The organism is Rhodococcus sp. BH4 (genome assembly GCF_002079265.1).
GTDB classification, from domain to species: domain Bacteria; phylum Actinomycetota; class Actinomycetes; order Mycobacteriales; family Mycobacteriaceae; genus Rhodococcus_F; species Rhodococcus_F qingshengii.
This window is the reverse complement of record NZ_CP014941.1, coordinates 5781988-5799632: the sequence shown is the minus strand read 5'-3', so window position 1 is coordinate 5799632 and position 17645 is coordinate 5781988. Positions and strand designations below refer to the sequence as shown.

General features: G+C 62.3%; 11 protein-coding genes. 10 read left to right on the top strand and 1 reads right to left on the bottom strand.

What is annotated here, in order from left to right; genetic code table 11:
• The first annotated feature begins 25 nt into the window (after positions 1-25).
• From A0W34_RS26940 to A0W34_RS26930, 3 genes are read left to right on the top strand one after another with little or no spacing between them, the layout of a single operon-like run.
• Positions 26-1873: a DUF3556 domain-containing protein gene (locus tag A0W34_RS26940; protein WP_064075024.1), complete on the top strand. Its 1848-nt coding sequence runs from the start codon at positions 26-28 to the stop codon at positions 1871-1873.
• A complete protein-coding gene (locus A0W34_RS26935; protein WP_063315533.1) occupies positions 1870-3303 on the top strand; it encodes a phytoene desaturase family protein in 1434 nt (477 codons plus the stop codon). Before A0W34_RS26940 ends, A0W34_RS26935 begins: the two co-directional genes overlap by 4 nt.
• Positions 3304-3338: 35 nt before the next feature.
• Entirely contained in the window at positions 3339-4628 is a 1290-nt protein-coding gene (locus A0W34_RS26930) for a PucR family transcriptional regulator (protein ID WP_063315534.1), read from the top strand.
• Between the two features lie 97 nt (positions 4629-4725).
• Here the strand turns inward: A0W34_RS26930 and A0W34_RS26925 are convergent, their stop codons facing one another.
• Positions 4726-6036: an HNH endonuclease signature motif containing protein gene (locus A0W34_RS26925; RefSeq protein WP_081558565.1), complete on the bottom strand. Its 1311-nt coding sequence runs from the start codon at positions 6034-6036 to the stop codon at positions 4726-4728.
• Between the two features lie 116 nt (positions 6037-6152).
• Between A0W34_RS26925 and A0W34_RS26920 the strand changes: the two genes are divergently transcribed.
• The 7 genes from A0W34_RS26920 to A0W34_RS26890 all read left to right on the top strand — a co-directional run bounded on the left by A0W34_RS26920 (position 6153) and on the right by A0W34_RS26890 (position 17644).
• The gene (locus A0W34_RS26920; protein WP_081558564.1) at positions 6153-7460 is read left to right on the top strand and encodes an SWIM zinc finger family protein; all 1308 of its coding nucleotides are present in this window, start codon (positions 6153-6155) and stop codon (positions 7458-7460) included.
• On the top strand, positions 7457-8941 hold the full coding sequence (locus A0W34_RS26915) for a DUF5691 domain-containing protein (RefSeq protein ID WP_081558563.1): 1485 nt from the start codon (positions 7457-7459) through the stop codon (positions 8939-8941). Before A0W34_RS26920 ends, A0W34_RS26915 begins: the two co-directional genes overlap by 4 nt.
• 59 nt (positions 8942-9000) lie before the next feature.
• Positions 9001-10071, top strand: a complete 1071-nt coding sequence (locus A0W34_RS26910) for an ATP-binding protein (RefSeq protein WP_081558877.1) — start codon at positions 9001-9003, stop codon at positions 10069-10071.
• On the top strand, positions 10068-12254 hold the full coding sequence (locus A0W34_RS26905; protein ID WP_081558562.1) for a DUF5682 family protein: 2187 nt from the start codon (positions 10068-10070) through the stop codon (positions 12252-12254). The genes A0W34_RS26910 and A0W34_RS26905 overlap by 4 nt, the downstream gene beginning before the upstream one ends.
• A complete protein-coding gene (locus A0W34_RS26900; protein ID WP_081558561.1) occupies positions 12251-13414 on the top strand; it encodes a VWA domain-containing protein in 1164 nt (387 codons plus the stop codon). The genes A0W34_RS26905 and A0W34_RS26900 overlap by 4 nt, the downstream gene beginning before the upstream one ends.
• Positions 13415-13456: 42 nt before the next feature.
• On the top strand, positions 13457-15079 hold the full coding sequence (locus tag A0W34_RS26895) for an MFS transporter (RefSeq protein WP_081558560.1): 1623 nt from the start codon (positions 13457-13459) through the stop codon (positions 15077-15079).
• A gap of 237 nt (positions 15080-15316) precedes the next feature.
• The gene (locus A0W34_RS26890; protein ID WP_081558559.1) at positions 15317-17644 is read left to right on the top strand and encodes a putative bifunctional diguanylate cyclase/phosphodiesterase; all 2328 of its coding nucleotides are present in this window, start codon (positions 15317-15319) and stop codon (positions 17642-17644) included.
• The last annotated feature ends 1 nt before the right edge of the window (position 17645 follow it).

The following is a 17645-nucleotide window of genomic DNA, read 5'->3' as shown; positions in this document are numbered from 1 at the left end:
ACATTCCGTATTTCAGGAGCACATCATGGGATTCAAAGAAGGAAACTTCCCTCCCGTCGATCCGGCAACGTTCATGGACAAGCCGTTTCTCGAGCGTCTGCGTGACATGTCCACGCACTGGGTGGATTACGGCTTCGGTACGCCGAAGATGGTCCACACCGTCTACATCATGAAACTGTTGTTCCTCTACCTGGCAGCTGGAACAGCCGTTGCCACTTTGACTTCCGGCCTCTCGTGGTTCGACATCGGATCGTGGTGGAACCAGCCGATCGTCTACCAGAAACTCATCATCTGGACGATGATGCTCGAGATGCTGGGCTTGGCAGGATCCTGGGGACCGCTCGCCGGCCACTTCAAGCCGATGACCGGTGGAGTTCTCTACTGGCTCCGCCCCGGCACGATTCGTCTGCCACCGTGGCCGGGCAAAGTGCCGCTCACCTCGGGTGACACCCGCACGGTGTTCGACGTCTTCATCTATGCCGCCGCAGTCGCCAATCTCCTTGTTGCCGCTGTTCTCCCCGGTGTTCACACCACAGGAATCGATTCGGCAATCGCTGACAATGCCGGACTGGTGCGCCCAACGGTCTTGTACTCCTTCCTGGTACTCATGGTGATTCTCGGGTTGCGGGACAAGGTGCCCTTCATCGCTGCCCGTAGTGAGCAGTACCTGCCGGCGATCTTCTTCTTCACATTCCTGCCGTTCGTCGACATGATCCTGGCGCTCAAACTGCTGATCGTCATGGTGTGGATCGGTGCCGGTGTCTCGAAGTTCGGTCGCCATTTCTCGCTGGTGGTTCCTCCGATGCTCAGCAATACCCCGTGGATCCCGTCGAAGAAGATCAAGCGCGCCCACTACCGGAATTTCCCGGAGGATCTGCGGCCTTCACACCTGGGCGGCGGCGTCGCACACGTGGCCGGAACGATGGTCGAAATCGTCACCCCGTTGATACTGCTGTTCTCGACGAACAAGACCCTCACGATCCTCGCCGTGATCCTCATGGTCGGATTCCATCTGTTCATCGCGTCGACCTTCCCGCTTGCCGTCCCACTCGAATGGAATCTTCTGTTCGCCTATGCCTCGGTCTTCCTGTTCCTGGGATTCCCGGCATGGGACGGCTACGGACTCGGCGCCATGTCCTCACCGTGGATCACCGCGGGAATTGTTGCAGCCCTTGCCTTCTTCCCCATTCTCGGAAACCTTCGACCGGATCTGGTGTCCTTCCTGCCGTCGATGCGTCAGTACGCCGGCAACTGGGCATCCGCGACGTGGGCATTCGCGCCGGGCGCTGAAGCCAAGATCGACCAGTTCATCAAGCGTCCGTCGCCGGATACGCGCAATCAGTTGATGACGATGTACCCCGAAGATGTGTCCGATGTCGTTCTGCATCAGCTGTTGGGCTGGCGTTCCATGCACAGCCAGGGGCGTGCGCTGTTCTCTCTGATGATCAGGCACCTCGGCGACGACATCAACACGTACTCACTGCGGGAAGCAGAGTTCATGTGCAACTCCATCGTCGCCTTCAACTTCGGTGACGGGCACCTGCACGACGCGAAGTTGATCGCAGCCATTCAGCGTCGCTGCAATTTCGCACCCGGTGAGTTCCTGGTGACCTGGATCGAATCGCAGCCCATCCACAAGGGAACGCAGGAGTACCAGGTGATCGATGCCGCTCTCGGTGTCATCGAACGAGGTACTTTCAAGGTCGCCGACGCAGTCGCCGAACAGCCGTGGTTGCCGAACGGGCCCATTCCGTTCGACGTTCAGTGGACACTGGACGTACGGGCCGACCGCGCGGCAACGGATCCGCAGGTTGTCTCCGAACCGAAGATGCGTACGAGGGTCAGCGGTAGCGAGCAAGAGGTGAGTAAGTGACAAAGGCCGTAGTCGTCGGCAGCGGGCCCAATGGGCTCGCTGCCGCGGTACACCTCGCACGTAGCGGTGTGGACGTGCAGGTGCTCGAGGCTGCCGACCAGATCGGCGGAGGCACCCGCTCCGGTCCGATCGACGTGCCGGGGTTGATCCATGATCACTGCTCGGCGTTTCACCCGATGGGTATCGGCTCGCCGTACCTGTCCAAGCTGGACCTCGAGCGATACGGGCTGATCTGGAGATGGGCAGAGGTGGACTGCGCGCATCCGCTCGACAACGGGGACGCCGGGGTTCTGTACCGCTCTCTGGAGCAGACGGCTGCGGGACTCGGCGCTGACGGGCCTCGATGGCAACGCATGTTCGCTGACTTGTCGACCGGGTTCGATGCGCTGGCGTCCGACCTGATGCGCCCGATCGTCAATGTTCCGCACCATCCGCTGCGGCTCGCAGCTTTCGGTCCGCGAGCGCTGCTTCCGGCAACGGTGACCGCCAAACTGTGGAAGACGGACAAGGGGAAGGCGCTGTTCGGCGGGGTTGCCGCACACGCCTTCTATCCACTCAACCGTCCGGCCACCTCGGCGGTGGGATTGATGATCACTGCTGCTGGTCACCGCTACGGTTGGCCGGTTGCCGAGGGAGGTTCGCGGTCGATCACCGACGCGATGGCTGCGATGCTCCTCGATCACGGCGGCAAGATCGACACCGGCGTTCGGGTTCGTACGGCCTCCGAGATTCCGGACGCCGATGTTGTTCTGCTGGATGTCAATCCGGGGGGTGCGCTCGAAATTCTGGGCGATCGACTCCCTGGCCGAGTGGCGAGGGCCTATCGAAAGTTCAAGCAGGCTCCCGGAGCATTCAAGGTCGATTTTGCGATCGAAGGTCATGTGCCGTGGACCAATCGGGACTGTGCTCGGGCCGGAACTGTCCATCTGGCAGGTGGTTTCGACGAAATCGTGGCCGCTGAGCGTGAGACGAATTCAGGCCGTATGCCGGACCGGCCGTTCGTGCTCCTAGGTCAGCAATACCTGGCTGATCCCACCCGATCTGCCGGGAACGTTCATCCGCTGTATGCCTATGCGCACGTGCCTCACGGTTACGCCGGCGACGCTACGGAGGCGATCATCCGTCAGATCGAGAGGTTTGCGCCAGGATTCCGGGAGCAGATCGTCGCGACGTCGAGCAGTGGTACAGCTGACCTGGCAGAGGACAATCCGAATCAGGTAGGCGGCGACATCATCGGAGGTGCCAACACCGAACTGCAGGTTGTCTTGCGTCCTCGCGTCGCAGTCGATCCGTACAGCACGGGGATCGCGGGCACTTACCTGTGCTCGGCCTCGACCCCGCCGGGTGCCGGAGCACATGGAATGTGCGGGTACAACGCAGCCGAATCGGCTCTGAAGTACCTGCGACGAAAGGGTGCGGAAGTTCTGTGAGTAGTCCATCGCACAAGGAGCGAGGCGCCGGTGCGATGCGGCGCCTCGCCCGAGTGCCTGCAGCCGCGGAGCCGGAAGTGCTTGCGGTGGTTGCCGAGTTGGCACGACGACTCGACGAGCGCAGCGCCGACATCGCGCGTGAGATGGCCTTCATGATGGCTCACGAAATCGACCAATTGGATGCAGACGCCAAATTGCTCGAAATGCTCGAGGCCAGCGTGCAGGGAAACATCACGACGATCATCCACGTATTGGCCAACGACATTCCGATCGATCATCTCCAACCCACCACTGCTGCAGTGGAATACGCTCTGCGTCTGGCGCAGCGGGATGTCCCGTCCAACTCCCTTGTCCGGGCCTATCACATGGGCCAAGGCGATCTGATGCGGATCTGCCACGACGAGATCAGCACACTGGATATTCCGGCGCGACTCACTTTGGCTGTCCTGAAACACACTTCGGACGTGGTCTACAGCTACATCGACTGGATCACGCTCTACGTCTTCGACGCGTACGAGCGGGAACGCAGTCGATGGATGGCAGCGCAGGGAAACCTCCATTCGGCCGCAATCCACGCCCTCCTGTCCGGCACCAACGCAGATACCGCTGCTTTCGAAGCGGAGACAGGGTACCGCCTCGGTCAGAACCACGTCGCCCTGGTGGTCTGGTCGACGTGGGATGCCGACGTCATGGGCATCAATACGCTGGACCGACTCGTACGTGATCTCGGCGCAGCGGCGGGAGCGGACAAGCCGCCGATCATCACCGCCATCGATCGACGCACGGTGTGGGCATGGCTGCCGTTCGGTCGCCGGGTGCCTGCGCCGGATCCGGAGGTTCTCGCGGCGGCAGTGCCGTTGGACGGCGGGGCGCGGGTGGCAATCGGACTGCCGGGGTCAGGGGTCGACGGTTTCAAACGGTCCCACGAACAGGCAACCGCCGCCTATTCGGTTGCTGCCGTCCCGGATACACCGCAGCGACCTGTGGTGAGCTTCGGAGACCGCGGCGTCGCTGTGGTTTCACTTCTGTCCGAGAACATCGATTCGACGAAGTCATGGGTCTGGGAGGTGCTTGGCCCGTTGGCGGAAGATACGCCCTCTGCTGCATCCTTGCGGACGACGTTGAGTGTGTACTTTGCACATGGTGAAAGTCATCTGCACACTGCCAATCACATGAATCTGCACCGGAATACGGTGAAGTATCGCATCAACAAGGCGCTCGGCGATCCAGTTGCTGCCGGCCGAGACAAGTTGGATCTTGCTCTGGCCCTGCAGGTTTGTGAGTTGTTGGGCAGATCGGTCTTGCGCCCGGCCAAATCGTCATGAGTCGTGGATGCGACACGGCCTGTGGGCTCCGTATCGGGTTTTGACGTCCGATGCGGAGCCTGGCCGTGTTCTGTTGTCGCCAAAGAGGTTTGACCTCTCAGGTTTTGAAGGTGGTGTTCGCCGGCCGTGGTTGCTGCTGCGGGTCGATCGAGGGTGGCGGGATGAACCAGGGTTTGTTGTCGGCGCCGATCCGGATTTCCCATTTCCCGACGAACCCTGATTTGCGGTGCATCAACCGGTGATGTGAACGGCACAGCAGCACCAGGTTGTTTATCACCGTCGGGCCGCCGTTGGCCCAGTGCCGGATATGGTGCGCATCCGTCCAGGCAGGTACACATGAACACCCCGGGAACGCGCAGCCCCTGTCTCGGGCGATCAACGCGACCCGCTGTTCGGCGTTCACCAACCTCTTTCCGGGTTTCGCATCCAAGGGCGCGCCGTGATCATCGAGCAGAACGGTCGACAGGAAACAATCACACCCGAGAAGCCTGCTCTGCGACACCGACAGCGGTCCGAGCCAGGGCATGTGCCCGACATCAAGATCGGCCGGCTCCAGTGAGTCGTCATCACCCGAATCCGAAGACTGTGCGGCACAATCCCGATGCTCCGCCAGATCCCGAGCATTGATGTGCACGTTCACATGCGGACGCTGACCACCATCGGTGCCGGTTTTGGCGCAATCCAGGTAACGGCGGATCAGTTCGGTGAACCCGTCGGCCGTCCGCTTCGCCGCCGACCGGGCGTCGGGCGTTCCATCCGGTGCCGGGGTCGGCATCGTCAGATTCGACAACGCGGAGAGCAGCATTTCACCGGTGAGGGCGTCGAAATCACCACGCACCACCACCCGGCCATTGAGTGTCGAGGCGATTCGCAACTCGTTCCGGTCGACATCTTCGGCGGGTGGAATCTCATCCGATTCGAAGATTCGCTCCAACGTCGCGATCACGTTCCGCACCTTCGTCGTCGTCGCTTCCACCCCCGACGCGGCAGCCAACAACAAATCGATGCACTTCGGTAGCGCCTCCTCCGGCATGCCTTTCGGTGGTGACTCACAGAACGCCACGATCAACACGGCATGATCGAACGAGCAATCCCCGTCATCGAACCGAGCCGCCACCGCCGGAAACGGCCGCAACGCCGTACCCAACGCGGCGATCTTCTTCCCGTCCCGAACCTGCAGCATCGTGTTCGCCGCCAACCACGCACCCACCCCGCGGCTCGCGATCACCTGATCATCCGGGCGCGTCGACAACTCGTCCACCACCGCCACTCGAACGGCTTCCAGGCGCAGAATCTCCGCACTCGCTTCGACAGCAGCAGCGCGTAACTCCGCAGCAGTCAACCGCCACAACCGTCCGCGTAACCCCACCGCAGAACCAGACACCACATCCGACAACAAGACACTCATTGAATCCCCCGATCCCCTCCCCGAATCATATTCGAATATGTGTTCGAGTCAAGGGGTAATTCACCAACGAATCGGCCTGACTCTGTGATGTCAGCGGGTTGTCATACTGTGGTCGAGTGACTTCGCCGTGGACAGCTGGGCAGGTGGCGTCGGTAGCTCCCGACGCCGCATCGCTAGCCGCTGCGCGCAAGTTGGCTGGTTCGTGGAGCCATGCCGGCAACAGGGGTCTCGCGCTCTGGGGGCTGTGTCAGGGCAGCGGCTCGAAGCCGTATCAAGCAGTGGTCGACCTGAGGGGCCCTGCATACAAGTGCTCGTGCCCCAGTCGAAAGTTTCCGTGCAAACATGCTCTGGGGCTGCTGGTGGAATGGTCGGAAGGGCGTGTGCCGTCGGCGGACGAGCCCGCCGACTTCGCGGCAGAGTGGTTGATGCGCCGCGAGGAGAAGGCCGAGACCCGCGGCGAAAGGGCTGAGACCGGCGACGAGGCCCCCAAGAAGGCTCCCGACCCGGCGACAGCGCAGAAGCGCGCCGACCGCGTTGCGAGCGGGCTCGTCGAATTGGACCTGTGGATCACCGATCAGATTCGCAGTGGTCTGGCAGCGATGGACACATCCTGGGCGGGCTTCGACGCAGTAGCTGCTCGAATGGTGGATGCTCAGGCGCCTGGTGTCGCAGGCACACTTCGAGCCTTGGCGGGCACCGTTGCGTCTACCGAGAACTGGCCCGAGAAAGTCCTCGACGAGTTGGCTCGGTTGCACCTGCTGGTTGCTGCGCATCAGAAGCTGTCCGAGTTGCCGGAAGATCTTGCCCATTCGGTGAAAGCACACGTCGGCTATCCGGTCTCAACCGAGAGTGTGATGGAATCGATTCCGGTGAAAGAGAACTGGATGATTCTCGGTTCCGGGATCACCGAGGAGAAGCGACTGTTCACCCGAACGGTGTGGATGCTCGGCAGGAATTCGAAGCGGTGGGCCATGCTGCTCGACTTCTCCCACGGGTCACCCAATTTTGCCACCGAAACGCCGCCAGTCGGGTTTCTGCTCAACGCCGATGTTCATTTCTATCCTGGTGCCGCGGCATTGCGGGCGCGGATAGGGGTCACGCACGGAGAACCGGAGCCCTTCACAACCATGCCGTTCGGAAGCATCGACACTGCGTTGCAGCAGTTTACCGATGCCCTCGCCGCGGATCCATGGTTGCGCTCGTGGCCGGCAGTGATCAGTTCGGTGGTCCCGTCGTTCGCCGACGGATCATGGTTTGTCGTCGACGAATCGGGCACAGCGCTTCGGGCAGAGGGTGATTCGGATCTTCTGTGGAAGTTGCTCGGCATTTCCGGCGGTTACCCGGTCACAGTCTGCGGAACGTGGAACGCGCTGGCTCTTACTCCGATCTCGGTTTTCACGGGAGGGCAGGTGATCGTGCTGTGAGTACATTGATCTCAGCGGCCCTCCTTGGTACAGCCAGAACAGCAACAACATTCGAGGAGCTGCCGGCTGAAGTGCGTGGCTACGCTCGCGAACTCGACGGCGATCCTGCCGAGATGCTTCTGGCAGCAGCAGCGTTGGAGAGGGCGTACCGCCGTGGCGGTGCGGGCTCCACCACGGCGGCCGTGCCGACACCTGCTCCAGACGATGTGCGATTCACGCTGCCGGAATCCTCATCGGCGCACCTGCTGTCGATGCTCGCGGCCAAGGCGACCTTGCTCGACGAGTGGTTCGCAGTCGCGTTGGAGCGCAACTACCGTGCGCCTGATCATCTGGTCGCCGAGTTGCTTTCCTTTGCACGTGCGAGCGAAGCTCACCGGGAGAGCATCCTGCAGATCGTCGGCGAGCGTGGCCGATGGCTAGCCGCGCAAAACCCCGAGTGGAGCAAGCTCGTCCGAACCAGGGATGCAAATCCGGATGTCTGGCGTCACGGAAGTTCGTCCCAGCGCACGCAGTGGCTGATAGACACTCGCCGAACAGATCCCGCGCTGGCACTGGCCGAACTCAGAAAATCCTGGGGCACCGAGCGGGGCGAACAGAAGGCTGCATTTGTCTCGACTCTGGCAATCGGATCGAGCGCCGACGATCAACCATTGTTGGAGGAAGCCCTCGACGACCGTCGCAAGGACGTGCGACGCGCAGCAGCGGAGGTGCTCGGACGTATTCCCGAATCGGAGTTCGGGGAGCGAATGGCTGCGCGGGTTCAGAAATGGGCGCGGGTGGAGCGGAACCTGCTTCGATCCACGTTGGTCATCCTGCCGCCTGAGGAAGTCGATGCGGCGTCGAGGCGAGACGGCATCGAAGATCGGCCGAATCCACACACCGACTATCGTGCCGAGTATGTGCGTCAGGCGATCAGTTCTGCACCGTTGTCTTTGTGGAACAACATGATCGGTGAATCCGGCAAGGTCATGGGGATGAGCGTTGACGAAGGCTGGGAGCCGATCCTTCACGACGCTTGGTCCACCGCTGCAGTCGCGCAGAACAATGCGGAATGGGCGCTGGAACTCTTTCGCATACGCGGCACGGCAACCGATCGACGCCTACTCCCGTTGGTGCCGGCCAAGGCGCTGGCTGACCTGTTGAGGTCTGGAAACGGCGACGCCAATGTTCTGCACCCGGGCAGGGCAGCGATCTACGACGCTCTGCGAGGTCCATGGCCCGAGGACATCACCCGGGCAGTGGTGGCCCAGTGGGAACGAGTTGCGGCCAGACGTGCCGACGGAGGCGCCAAGGCCGGCGAATTCTCACGCTACAAGTACGTCGCATCGCTGCGCCTGGCCGAGACTCGATTTCCTTACAGCGCAGTAACTTTGCTCGATCGGGCTGCGGAGCGTGCTCGTGACCCGGACTGGCGGCAGACCTTCGCCAGAACTGCCAGTGCCATCACCCACCGCAAGACTCTGCTCGAGGAGCTCAAGTGACTGACAGCGTAACCGTGCCCACCACGGAACCGGAAAAGCTCGCGCAACCGGCAAAGCTGATGCGGCCCCACGCAGAGCAGGAGTACGCGCTCGAACTCGAAGCACTGGCCGCGCAGGACACCCGTCCGCGTCCACCGTCGTGGAACTTGTCGCCCTGGGCCGTGGTGACGTATCTGTTGGGTGGCACTCTCGACGACGGAACGGTCATTTCACCGAAGTACGTCGGTCCACGGCGGTTGATGGAAGTGGCCGTCGCAACTCTTGCCACCGACCGGGCGCTACTGCTGTTGGGCGTGCCGGGTACAGCCAAGACCTGGGTCTCCGAACACCTTTCGGCTGCAATCTCGGGTGCGTCGACGCTACTGGTTCAAGGCACGTCGGGTACACCCGAGGAAGCTATCCGCTACGGCTGGAACTACGCACGCCTTCTCTCGGAGGGGCCGACCGTCGGTGCGCTGGTGCCGTCACCTGTGATGACCGCGATGGAAACCGGGAAGATCGCCCGCGTCGAAGAGTTGACGCGTATTCCGGCCGACGTGCAGGACGCCCTCATCACCATTCTCTCCGAGAAGACGTTGCCGGTGCCGGAACTGGGCATCGAGGTGCAGGCAGCCAAGGGCTTCAATCTGATCGCTACCGCCAACGATCGCGATCGCGGTGTCAACGATCTGTCGTCCGCACTACGTCGACGGTTCAACACAGTTGTTCTCCCGTTGCCGGCCAGCGAGGAGGACGAGGTGGCTATCGTGGCACGCCGAGTCGAACAGTTGGGCGCAGCACTGGAATTGCCGACAACCCCCGCAGCAGCCGAGGAAATTCGCCGGGTCGTCACCGTGTTTCGGGAACTGCGATCAGGCACGACCACCGACGGCCGCACCAAGTTGAAGTCCCCGTCCGGAACTCTGTCGACGGCGGAGGCGATCTCGGTGGTCACCAACGGTTTGGCGTTGTCTGCGCATTTCGGGGACGGCGTACTGCGGGCATCCGACGTCGCTGCCGGAATCCTGGGTTCGGTGATCAAGGATCCGGTCGCAGACAAGGTTGTGTGGAACGAGTACCTCGAGGCAGTAGTGCGTGAACGCGGCGAGTGGTCCGACTTCTACCGGGCGTGCCGCGAGGTCACCGGGTGACCATCGTGATTCCGGACCTGCGTGTCCGGGTCTTCGGTATCCGTCACCACGGCCCGGGATCTGCTCGTTCGGTTCGGCAGGGCCTGGACGAGTTTTCCCCCGACGTGGTCCTGATCGAAGGTCCTTCGGATGCAGACCCGTTGGTGATGCTGGCGGCATCGGAGTCGATGGAACCGCCGATTGCGTTGCTCGCGTACGCCACTGGCGAGCCGTCGAAGGCGGCCTTCTGGCCGTTTGCGGTGTTCTCACCCGAATGGCAAGCGCTGCAGTGGGCTGCGAAGAACGGTGTGCAGGCACGGTTCTGCGATCTGCCCGCCTTCAACGTGTTGGCGGATCAGGGGATTCGTACTGTCCGCGAGGGCGATCCTCTGTCGGAACTGGCCGCGGCCGCGGGTTTCGACGACACCGAGCGCTGGTGGGATTCGGTGATCGAATCGAGCTCGGGCGCAGATTCTTTCGATGCGATCGCCGAGGCGATGGAGGCGCTGCGTGAGACAGTGCCGATCGACGAGGAGACAGCGCATCGCGAAGCGTATATGCGTCAGGTGCTGCGAAAGACGTTGAAAGATGGCGCTGAGCGGGTAGCGGTCGTCTGCGGAGCCTGGCACGCGCCGGCGTTGGTCGGAGCCTTGGGGCCGGCGGCACCCGATGCTCGCATCCTCAAAGGAATGTCCAAGGTCAAGACCTCGCTGACGTGGGTTCCCTGGACTCACTCACGTCTGGCATCGGCATCGGGTTACGGCGCCGGAATCACCTCGCCGGGCTGGTATCACCACCTGTTCACCGCGAACGACAAGACGATCACGCGGTGGCTCACCAAAGTTGCGCGGGTGCTCAGGGACGAGGACCTTCCGATCTCGAGTGCTCACGTCATCGAAGCTGTCCGGTTGGCAGATACGTTGGCGGCACTGCGTTCTCGACCCTTGGCGGGATTGTCGGAGGTCACCGAGGCAACGAGGTCGGTGATGTGCGACGGGAACGACGTTCTTCTGGATCTGATCACGCGAAGATTGGTTGTGGGCGAAGCGCTGGGCGCGGTGCCCGAGGAAACTCCGACAGTCCCACTCGAAGCAGACCTGCGCGCACGCTCGAAGACCTTGCGGCTCAGACAACAAGCGGGAGCAAAGACTCTCGATCTGGACCTGCGACGCGACATCGACGTCGAGCGTTCCCAGTTCCTGCATCGACTGGGGATACTCGAGATCGATTGGGGAACCCCGGCCGACAGTGAGGTCCGTTCCACCGGAACGTTCCGGGAGACTTGGGCGCTGCAATGGAAGCCCGAATTCTCGGTCTCGGTGATCGAGGCGTCGCTGTGGGGCACGACGGTGGTTGCAGCGGCAACATCACGTGTCGTCTCGAAGATCAACGATCCGGACATCTCTCTCGCGTCACTGATCGGACTACTGGAGAACTCGCTCCTGGCGAACCTGCCGGCAGCGTTGTCCGCTGTGCTGGAAAGTGTGAAAACGGTTGCGGCACTAGATCATGACGTGTCGCACCTGATGGCGGCGCTGCCCACGCTGACGCGAACGCTGCGGTACGGCGATGTGCGCGGAACCGACGTGTCTGCCTTGGTCGACGTCGCCGACAGCCTGTTGATCCGCATTTGCACCGGCCTCGCAGTCGCCGTCACGGGCCTGGACGATCCCAGTGCCGAGGAGTTTCGCGAACACCTCGACAAGGTTCACTCGGCAGTCATGGTTCGTGACGATCGCGATGCGAGCGCACGGTGGCTGCAGGCCATGGCCGGCGTGATCGACCGTGACGACGTCAACGGATTACTCGTCGGCCGGATGGTGCGGCTACTGCGCGACAGCGGTTCGATCACGGAAACCGCTGCAGCCCAGCGCTTGTCTCGGGCCCTGTCGGTTGGAAGCACACCGACCGCCAAAGCCGGGTGGGTCGACGGGTTTCTCGGTGGAGGAGGGCTTGTGCTCGTTCACGATCGAGCGTTGCTCACGCTGATCGACACGTGGGTTCGCCAACTTCGTGAGCAGGACTTCATCGACACGCTTCCACTGCTTCGACGTACGTTCGGAGCGTTCGAGGCGGGGGAGCGTCGAGCGATCGGTCAGGCGGTCAGAGGCGGCCGACGCGTCGAAACCACAGTGGAGACCGATGCTCGACGCGGCAGAGCGGCAATGGCGGTCGTTGCGGACATCTTGGGGGTGGGCGCATGAGCGACGACGATCAGCGCCTTCGACGCTGGAGACTGATGCTCGGGGAATCCGCCGAAGAATCGACGGGTGGGCTGGGCCAACCGGGCGAGCGTCGAATGGATGCAGCTCTTGCCGCACTCTACGATTCGTCCGGCCCGACCAAGGGGCGACGCCGCTCAGCCGGATTGGGGGCGTCGGCTCCGTCCGTCGCCAGATGGCTCGGCGATATCCGGACGTACTTTCCCAGCACGGTGGTGCAGGTGATGCAGAAGGACGCGATCGACCGACTGGGTTTGGCGCAGTTGCTGCTCGAACCGGAACTGCTCGATGCCGTCGAGCCCGATGTGCATCTGGTCGGGACGCTGCTGAGCCTCAACCAGGTCATGCCGGAGGCCAGCAAGGCAACTGCTCGAATGGTCGTCGGCAAGGTGGTTCGGGAAGTCGAAGAGCGAATCGCGCAGAAAACGAAGGCCGCGGTGACCGGGGCTCTCAATCGTTCGGCCAGAACGTCGAATCCGAAGTTGCGTGACATCGACTGGGACCGAACCATCCGAGCAAATCTGTCGCACTACCTTCCGGAGTATCGAACCGTCGTCCCCGAGCGGCTCGTCGGATACGGCCGCAAGTCGAAATCCGTGCAGCGCGACGTAGTCCTGGCGATCGACCAATCGGGTTCGATGGCGTCCAGCGTCGTCTACGCATCCGTGTTCGGCGCGGTGTTGGCGTCGATGCAGGCGCTGAAGACTTCGCTCGTGGTTTTCAACACTGCCGTCGTCGACCTGACGGACAAACTGTCCGACCCAGTCGACGTCCTTTTCGGGACCCAACTTGGTGGGGGCACGGACATCAACCGCGCTATCGCGTACAGCCAGTCACTGATCTCGCGTCCTGCCGAGTCGATGTTCGTTCTGATCTCGGACCTCTACGAGGGCGGTATTCGCAACGAGATGTTGCGCCGGATGGCCGCCATGAAGAACTCCGGCGTTCAAGTCGTGGTTCTACTGGCACTCTCGGACGACGGGGCACCGTCGTTCTATCACGACAATGCAGCGTCGCTGAGTGCCCTCGGGATTCCCGCGTTTGCGTGCACGCCGGACAAGTTTCCGGAACTGCTGGCGGTGGCTCTGGAACGCGGGGACGTGTCGGCTTGGGCGGATCAGCTCAGCCTCGAACAGCACTGACCGGTCTGCTTCGAGGACCTGAACACCGGGTACACCCGCACGATGGGTGACGGACAGGTTGCTGGTTCGACGACGCAAGCGGGTTCAGGACTGGTTCTCACGGTGTTGGCATCCAGCCAATTCCTGATGACCTTGGACAGTTCGGTCATGAACGTTTCGATGGCAACCGTCGCCGAGGACGTCGGCACGAGCATCACCGGCATTCAAACCGCGATCACGCTGTACACCCTGGTCATGGCGACGCTGATGATCACGGGCAGCAAGCTGGGGTCGATGATGGGTCGTCGCCGGGCCTTCGCGCTCGGCTTGATCATCTACGGCGCAGGTTCTCTGACAACGGCGCTCGCTCCCAATCTTGCGGTCCTGCTGATCGGATGGTCGTTCCTCGAAGGCGTCGGTGCGGCACTCATCATGCCCGCGATCGTCGCGCTCGTCGCCACCAACTTTCCGGCGCAGAAGCGCCCGGCTGCCTACGGTCTGGTCGCTGCCGCCGGCGCGATGGCCGTGGCGGTCGGGCCGCTGATCGGCGGCGCCGCGACGACATTTGCGTCATGGCGTTACGTGTTCGTCGGCGAAGTCGTGATCGTTGTCCTGATCTTGCTGGTGCTGAGCAAGGTGGTCGACGTCCCACCGTCGAAGTCGCGCCTCGACTACGTCGGATCGATCTTGTCCGTGGTCGGGCTGGGCATGATCGTCTTCGGCGTACTGCGCTCGAGCGAGTGGGGTTGGGTGCAGGCCAAACCCGACGGACCGCAGTTGGTCGGGCTTTCCCCGGTGGTGTGGCTGCTGATCGCCGGGCTCCTGGTCGTGTACGGATTCCTGCGCTGGGAGGGACGCCTGGCCGCTGCGGGGAAGGAGCCGTTGCTTGATCCGGCGATGCTGCGAAACCGCGAGCTCAGTGGCGGGCTGTCGATGTTCTTCGCGCAGTTTCTGGTCCAGGCGGGCGTGTTCTTCGCGGTCCCGTTGTTCTTGTCCGTAGTTCTGGAGCTCAGTGCCCTGGAGACGGGAGTTCGCATCCTGCCGTTGTCGGCGGCGCTCGTGTTGGCTGCCATCGGTATTCCGAAGCTACGGCCTACCGCGAACCCGCGACGCGTGGTCCGAGTCGGATTGTTGGTCATGGTCGTCGGCATTCTGATGCTCGTGGCAGGCATGGACCCCGGCGCCAATGCGGCGATCGTGATGATTCCCATGCTGTTCATGGGTTTCGGCTTGGGCTGCCTGTCTTCGCAGCTCGGAGCGGTTACCGTGTCGGCGGTCCCGGACGAACGCAGCACCGAGGTCGGCGGGTTGCAGAACACCGCCACCAACCTCGGCGCATCCTTGGGAACTGCCCTGATCGGATCGGTTCTCATTGCCACTCTCACGACGTCGGCGATCGCCGGAATCGAAGACAATCCGGCGGTTCCGACATCGGTGCAGCAGCAAGCGAGCACCGACATGGCCTCGGGCGTGCCGTTCCTGTCGACGACGCAACTCCGATCCGCTCTCAGTGACGCCGGCGTCGCCGAGTCCACGGCGGATGCGATCGTGGACGTGAACGAAGAAGCCAGGCTGGACGCGTTGCGTGTCGCCTTTGCCGTGGCTGCGCTGCTCGCGATCGCAGCGTTGTTCCCGACCGCTCGAATCCCTAGCGTCGCAGTCGGCGACAAACGTGGATCGAGCTAAGAATCAGCAATCGCAGATCGACCTGGAAGATCGAGGGAGCGACCTCTGGATATAGTGATCTGCGCACAATCGATTCGTCAGATGGCTACCGTTGTGAAGGAAACAAGCAGCGAGTCTGAAACACTGACGTTTCACCGGATAAGGGTTCGGTGGGGAGCCAGGGGAGGTTCGGATGGCCAGGCGAGCGGATTCGACGCCCGCTGATGGCGCCTGCGCAGATGTCGGGATGCCTCGCTGATGAGCCGTCCGAGTCGATTGGGCACGCAAGATCCTGCTTCGGAGGCCGACTGCAACAGCCTGTTTCGCCGTCAGATAGACGAAGCTGCAGCCGTCGCGCCGTTCGCCAATCTTGCGTACATGGCGAGTTTGGTCGTGATTCTGACCTACACCGTCCCGCCCGGACGTCAGACGCTCAGGTGGTTGGGGGGCGCCCTCATCTTTCTCGTCCTCGCGAATTCGATCCGAGTATGGATTCCCCTTCGCTGGCGACCGTCGAAGCACACCCCGCGCTACGACTACGTGGGTCTGCTCGTCGAAGTGATCGTGGTCGCGACCCTCGACGTCACACTTTTCGCTCTGCTCTTTCACGACATGGACGTCTTCCGCGACTTGGTTCTGATCGCGACGATGGCCGGGATCATGGGCGCCGGGACCGTGACGTTCTCGAGTCTGAGATCGGTGAGCCTGACCTGGATCTACATTCACGGCCTCGGCGTCTTCACTGTTCTCGTCGTCCACGCCGAACCCCACTTTCGCATACTTGCGATTCAGTTGTGCATCTACATGTTTGCGCTCACCGTAGGGGCGGTCTATCTGTCGGCCTCTTTCCAGAGACGTTGTCTCGCAGAGTTTCAGGCGGAATCCGAGCGTCAGACTGTGGCGTTGTTGCTCGACGGTTTCGAGGGCGGTTCCCGCGACTGGCTGTGGGAATGCGACACCAACGGCCGGTTCTCCCACACCTCGGCACGTCTCGCCGAGGTCGCAGGTATGACGGTGGACGAGTTGCAGCAACTCACCTTCGGACAACTCCTCACCAGACTCCAGATCGCATCGAGTCCGGAGGGGCGTGCGGCCGCGGCCCAGATGATCGACAAACTCGAATCGAGTGCTCCCTTCCGGGACACCGTCGTGCCGGTGCATGTCGACGGTAGGCGACGCTGGTGGTCTCTTTCCGGCAATCCACGGGTCCTCGAATCCGGCGTGATTCTGGGTTGGCGCGGTGTCGGTTCCGACATCACGGAGAGGTATGTCCACGAGCAGGAGATCCTTCGCCTTGCGGCCACCGACTCGTTGACCGGGTTGCCGAACCGTCGTGCGTTCGGAGTGGCGCTCGAGGAAGCGATCGATTCCCGCGCGCCGGAGAAGCAGGTTCTCGTCGGGATTCTCGACCTCGACAACTTCAAATCGGTGAACGACACCCTTGGCCATCCGATCGGGGACCAATTACTTCTCGAAGTCACGAAACGCCTTCGCGACGTGATCGGTTCGGACATGTGCTCGCGGATGGGCGGTGACGAATTCGGGCTGATCGTCTGTACGTCTTCGCGCGACGATCCCGGTGTGATCTTCGATCGATACCTGGAAGTGCTGCACGAACCATTCTTCGTCGAAGGCAATCGGATCGAAGTGCGGGCCACGATCGGTTACTCGAGCGCGCCCGAGGATTCGACGGACGCCGACGGATTGGTGATGCTGGCGGATCTGGCTCTGTACGAGGCGAAGTCGACGGGACGCAATCGAGTGGGTAAGTTCTCACCGCTGCTGCGGGCGAGGGCATCGGCGCGGGCGACGGCGTTGCACGAGCTGGACAGAGGGATCGAGGAAGGGCAGTTCGATCTCCACTATCAGCCTCAAGTCGACACTCAGACCGGTGAAGTGGTGGCCTTCGAGGCTCTTCTTCGGTGGAACCATCCCAGCCGCGGCCTCATCGGGCCCAGCCAGTTCATCTCGGTGGCGGAGGAAACCGGAATGATCATTCCCCTCGGCGCGCAGGCAATGGCGATGGCGACCGCCGCTGCTGCGGGGTGGCCGACCGGAATTGGCGTCTCGGTCAATGTTTCACCAGTGCAGTTGGTGTCGCGAGAGTTCGGTGCGATGGTGAAGAAAGCGCTGACGGATTCGGGCTTGCCTCCGCAACTGCTGCAGCTCGAAATCACCGAGACAGGAGTTGTGGACGATCGCGCGATCCGGGATCTCTACAAGCTGCGTGAGCTCGGGGTCACCGTCGCACTCGACGATTTCGGCACCGGCTATTCGTCCTTCGCCACGCTCCAGAGACTTCCAATCGACGTTCTCAAGATCGATCGCATGCTGGTCACCGACTCGGACGATCCGAAGATGTCCGTGGTGAAGTCCATTGTCGAATTGGCCGCGGCCCTCGGTATGAAATCGTTGGCCGAGGGCGTGGAGACCATCGAGCAGTTCCGCCGCGTCCAGTGGGTCGGGTGTGACCTGGTCCAGGGTTACCACATCAGCAAGGCTCTGACCGCTGAGCGCGTCGATGTGTATCTTGCCGCGACGGACACGGAAACCGGGCGCAGCGTCCACCCACTTACGTGGCTGTGAA

Excerpts from the sequence above, each read along its gene's own strand:
- A0W34_RS26940 (WP_064075024.1), top strand. The coding sequence starts at position 26 with ATGGGATTCAAAGAAGGAAACTTCCCTCCCGTCGATCCGGCAACGTTC.
- A0W34_RS26930 (WP_063315534.1), top strand. The coding sequence starts at position 3,339 with ATGCGGCGCCTCGCCCGAGTGCCTGCAGCCGCGGAGCCGGAAGTGCTT.
- A0W34_RS26925 (WP_081558565.1), bottom strand. The coding sequence starts at position 6,036 with ATGAGTGTCTTGTTGTCGGATGTGGTGTCTGGTTCTGCGGTGGGGTTA.
- A0W34_RS26910 (WP_081558877.1), top strand. The coding sequence starts at position 9,001 with ATGCGGCCCCACGCAGAGCAGGAGTACGCGCTCGAACTCGAAGCACTG.
- A0W34_RS26900 (WP_081558561.1), top strand. The coding sequence starts at position 12,251 with ATGAGCGACGACGATCAGCGCCTTCGACGCTGGAGACTGATGCTCGGG.
- A0W34_RS26895 (WP_081558560.1), top strand. The coding sequence starts at position 13,457 with ATGGGTGACGGACAGGTTGCTGGTTCGACGACGCAAGCGGGTTCAGGA.
- A0W34_RS26890 (WP_081558559.1), top strand. The coding sequence starts at position 15,317 with ATGAGCCGTCCGAGTCGATTGGGCACGCAAGATCCTGCTTCGGAGGCC.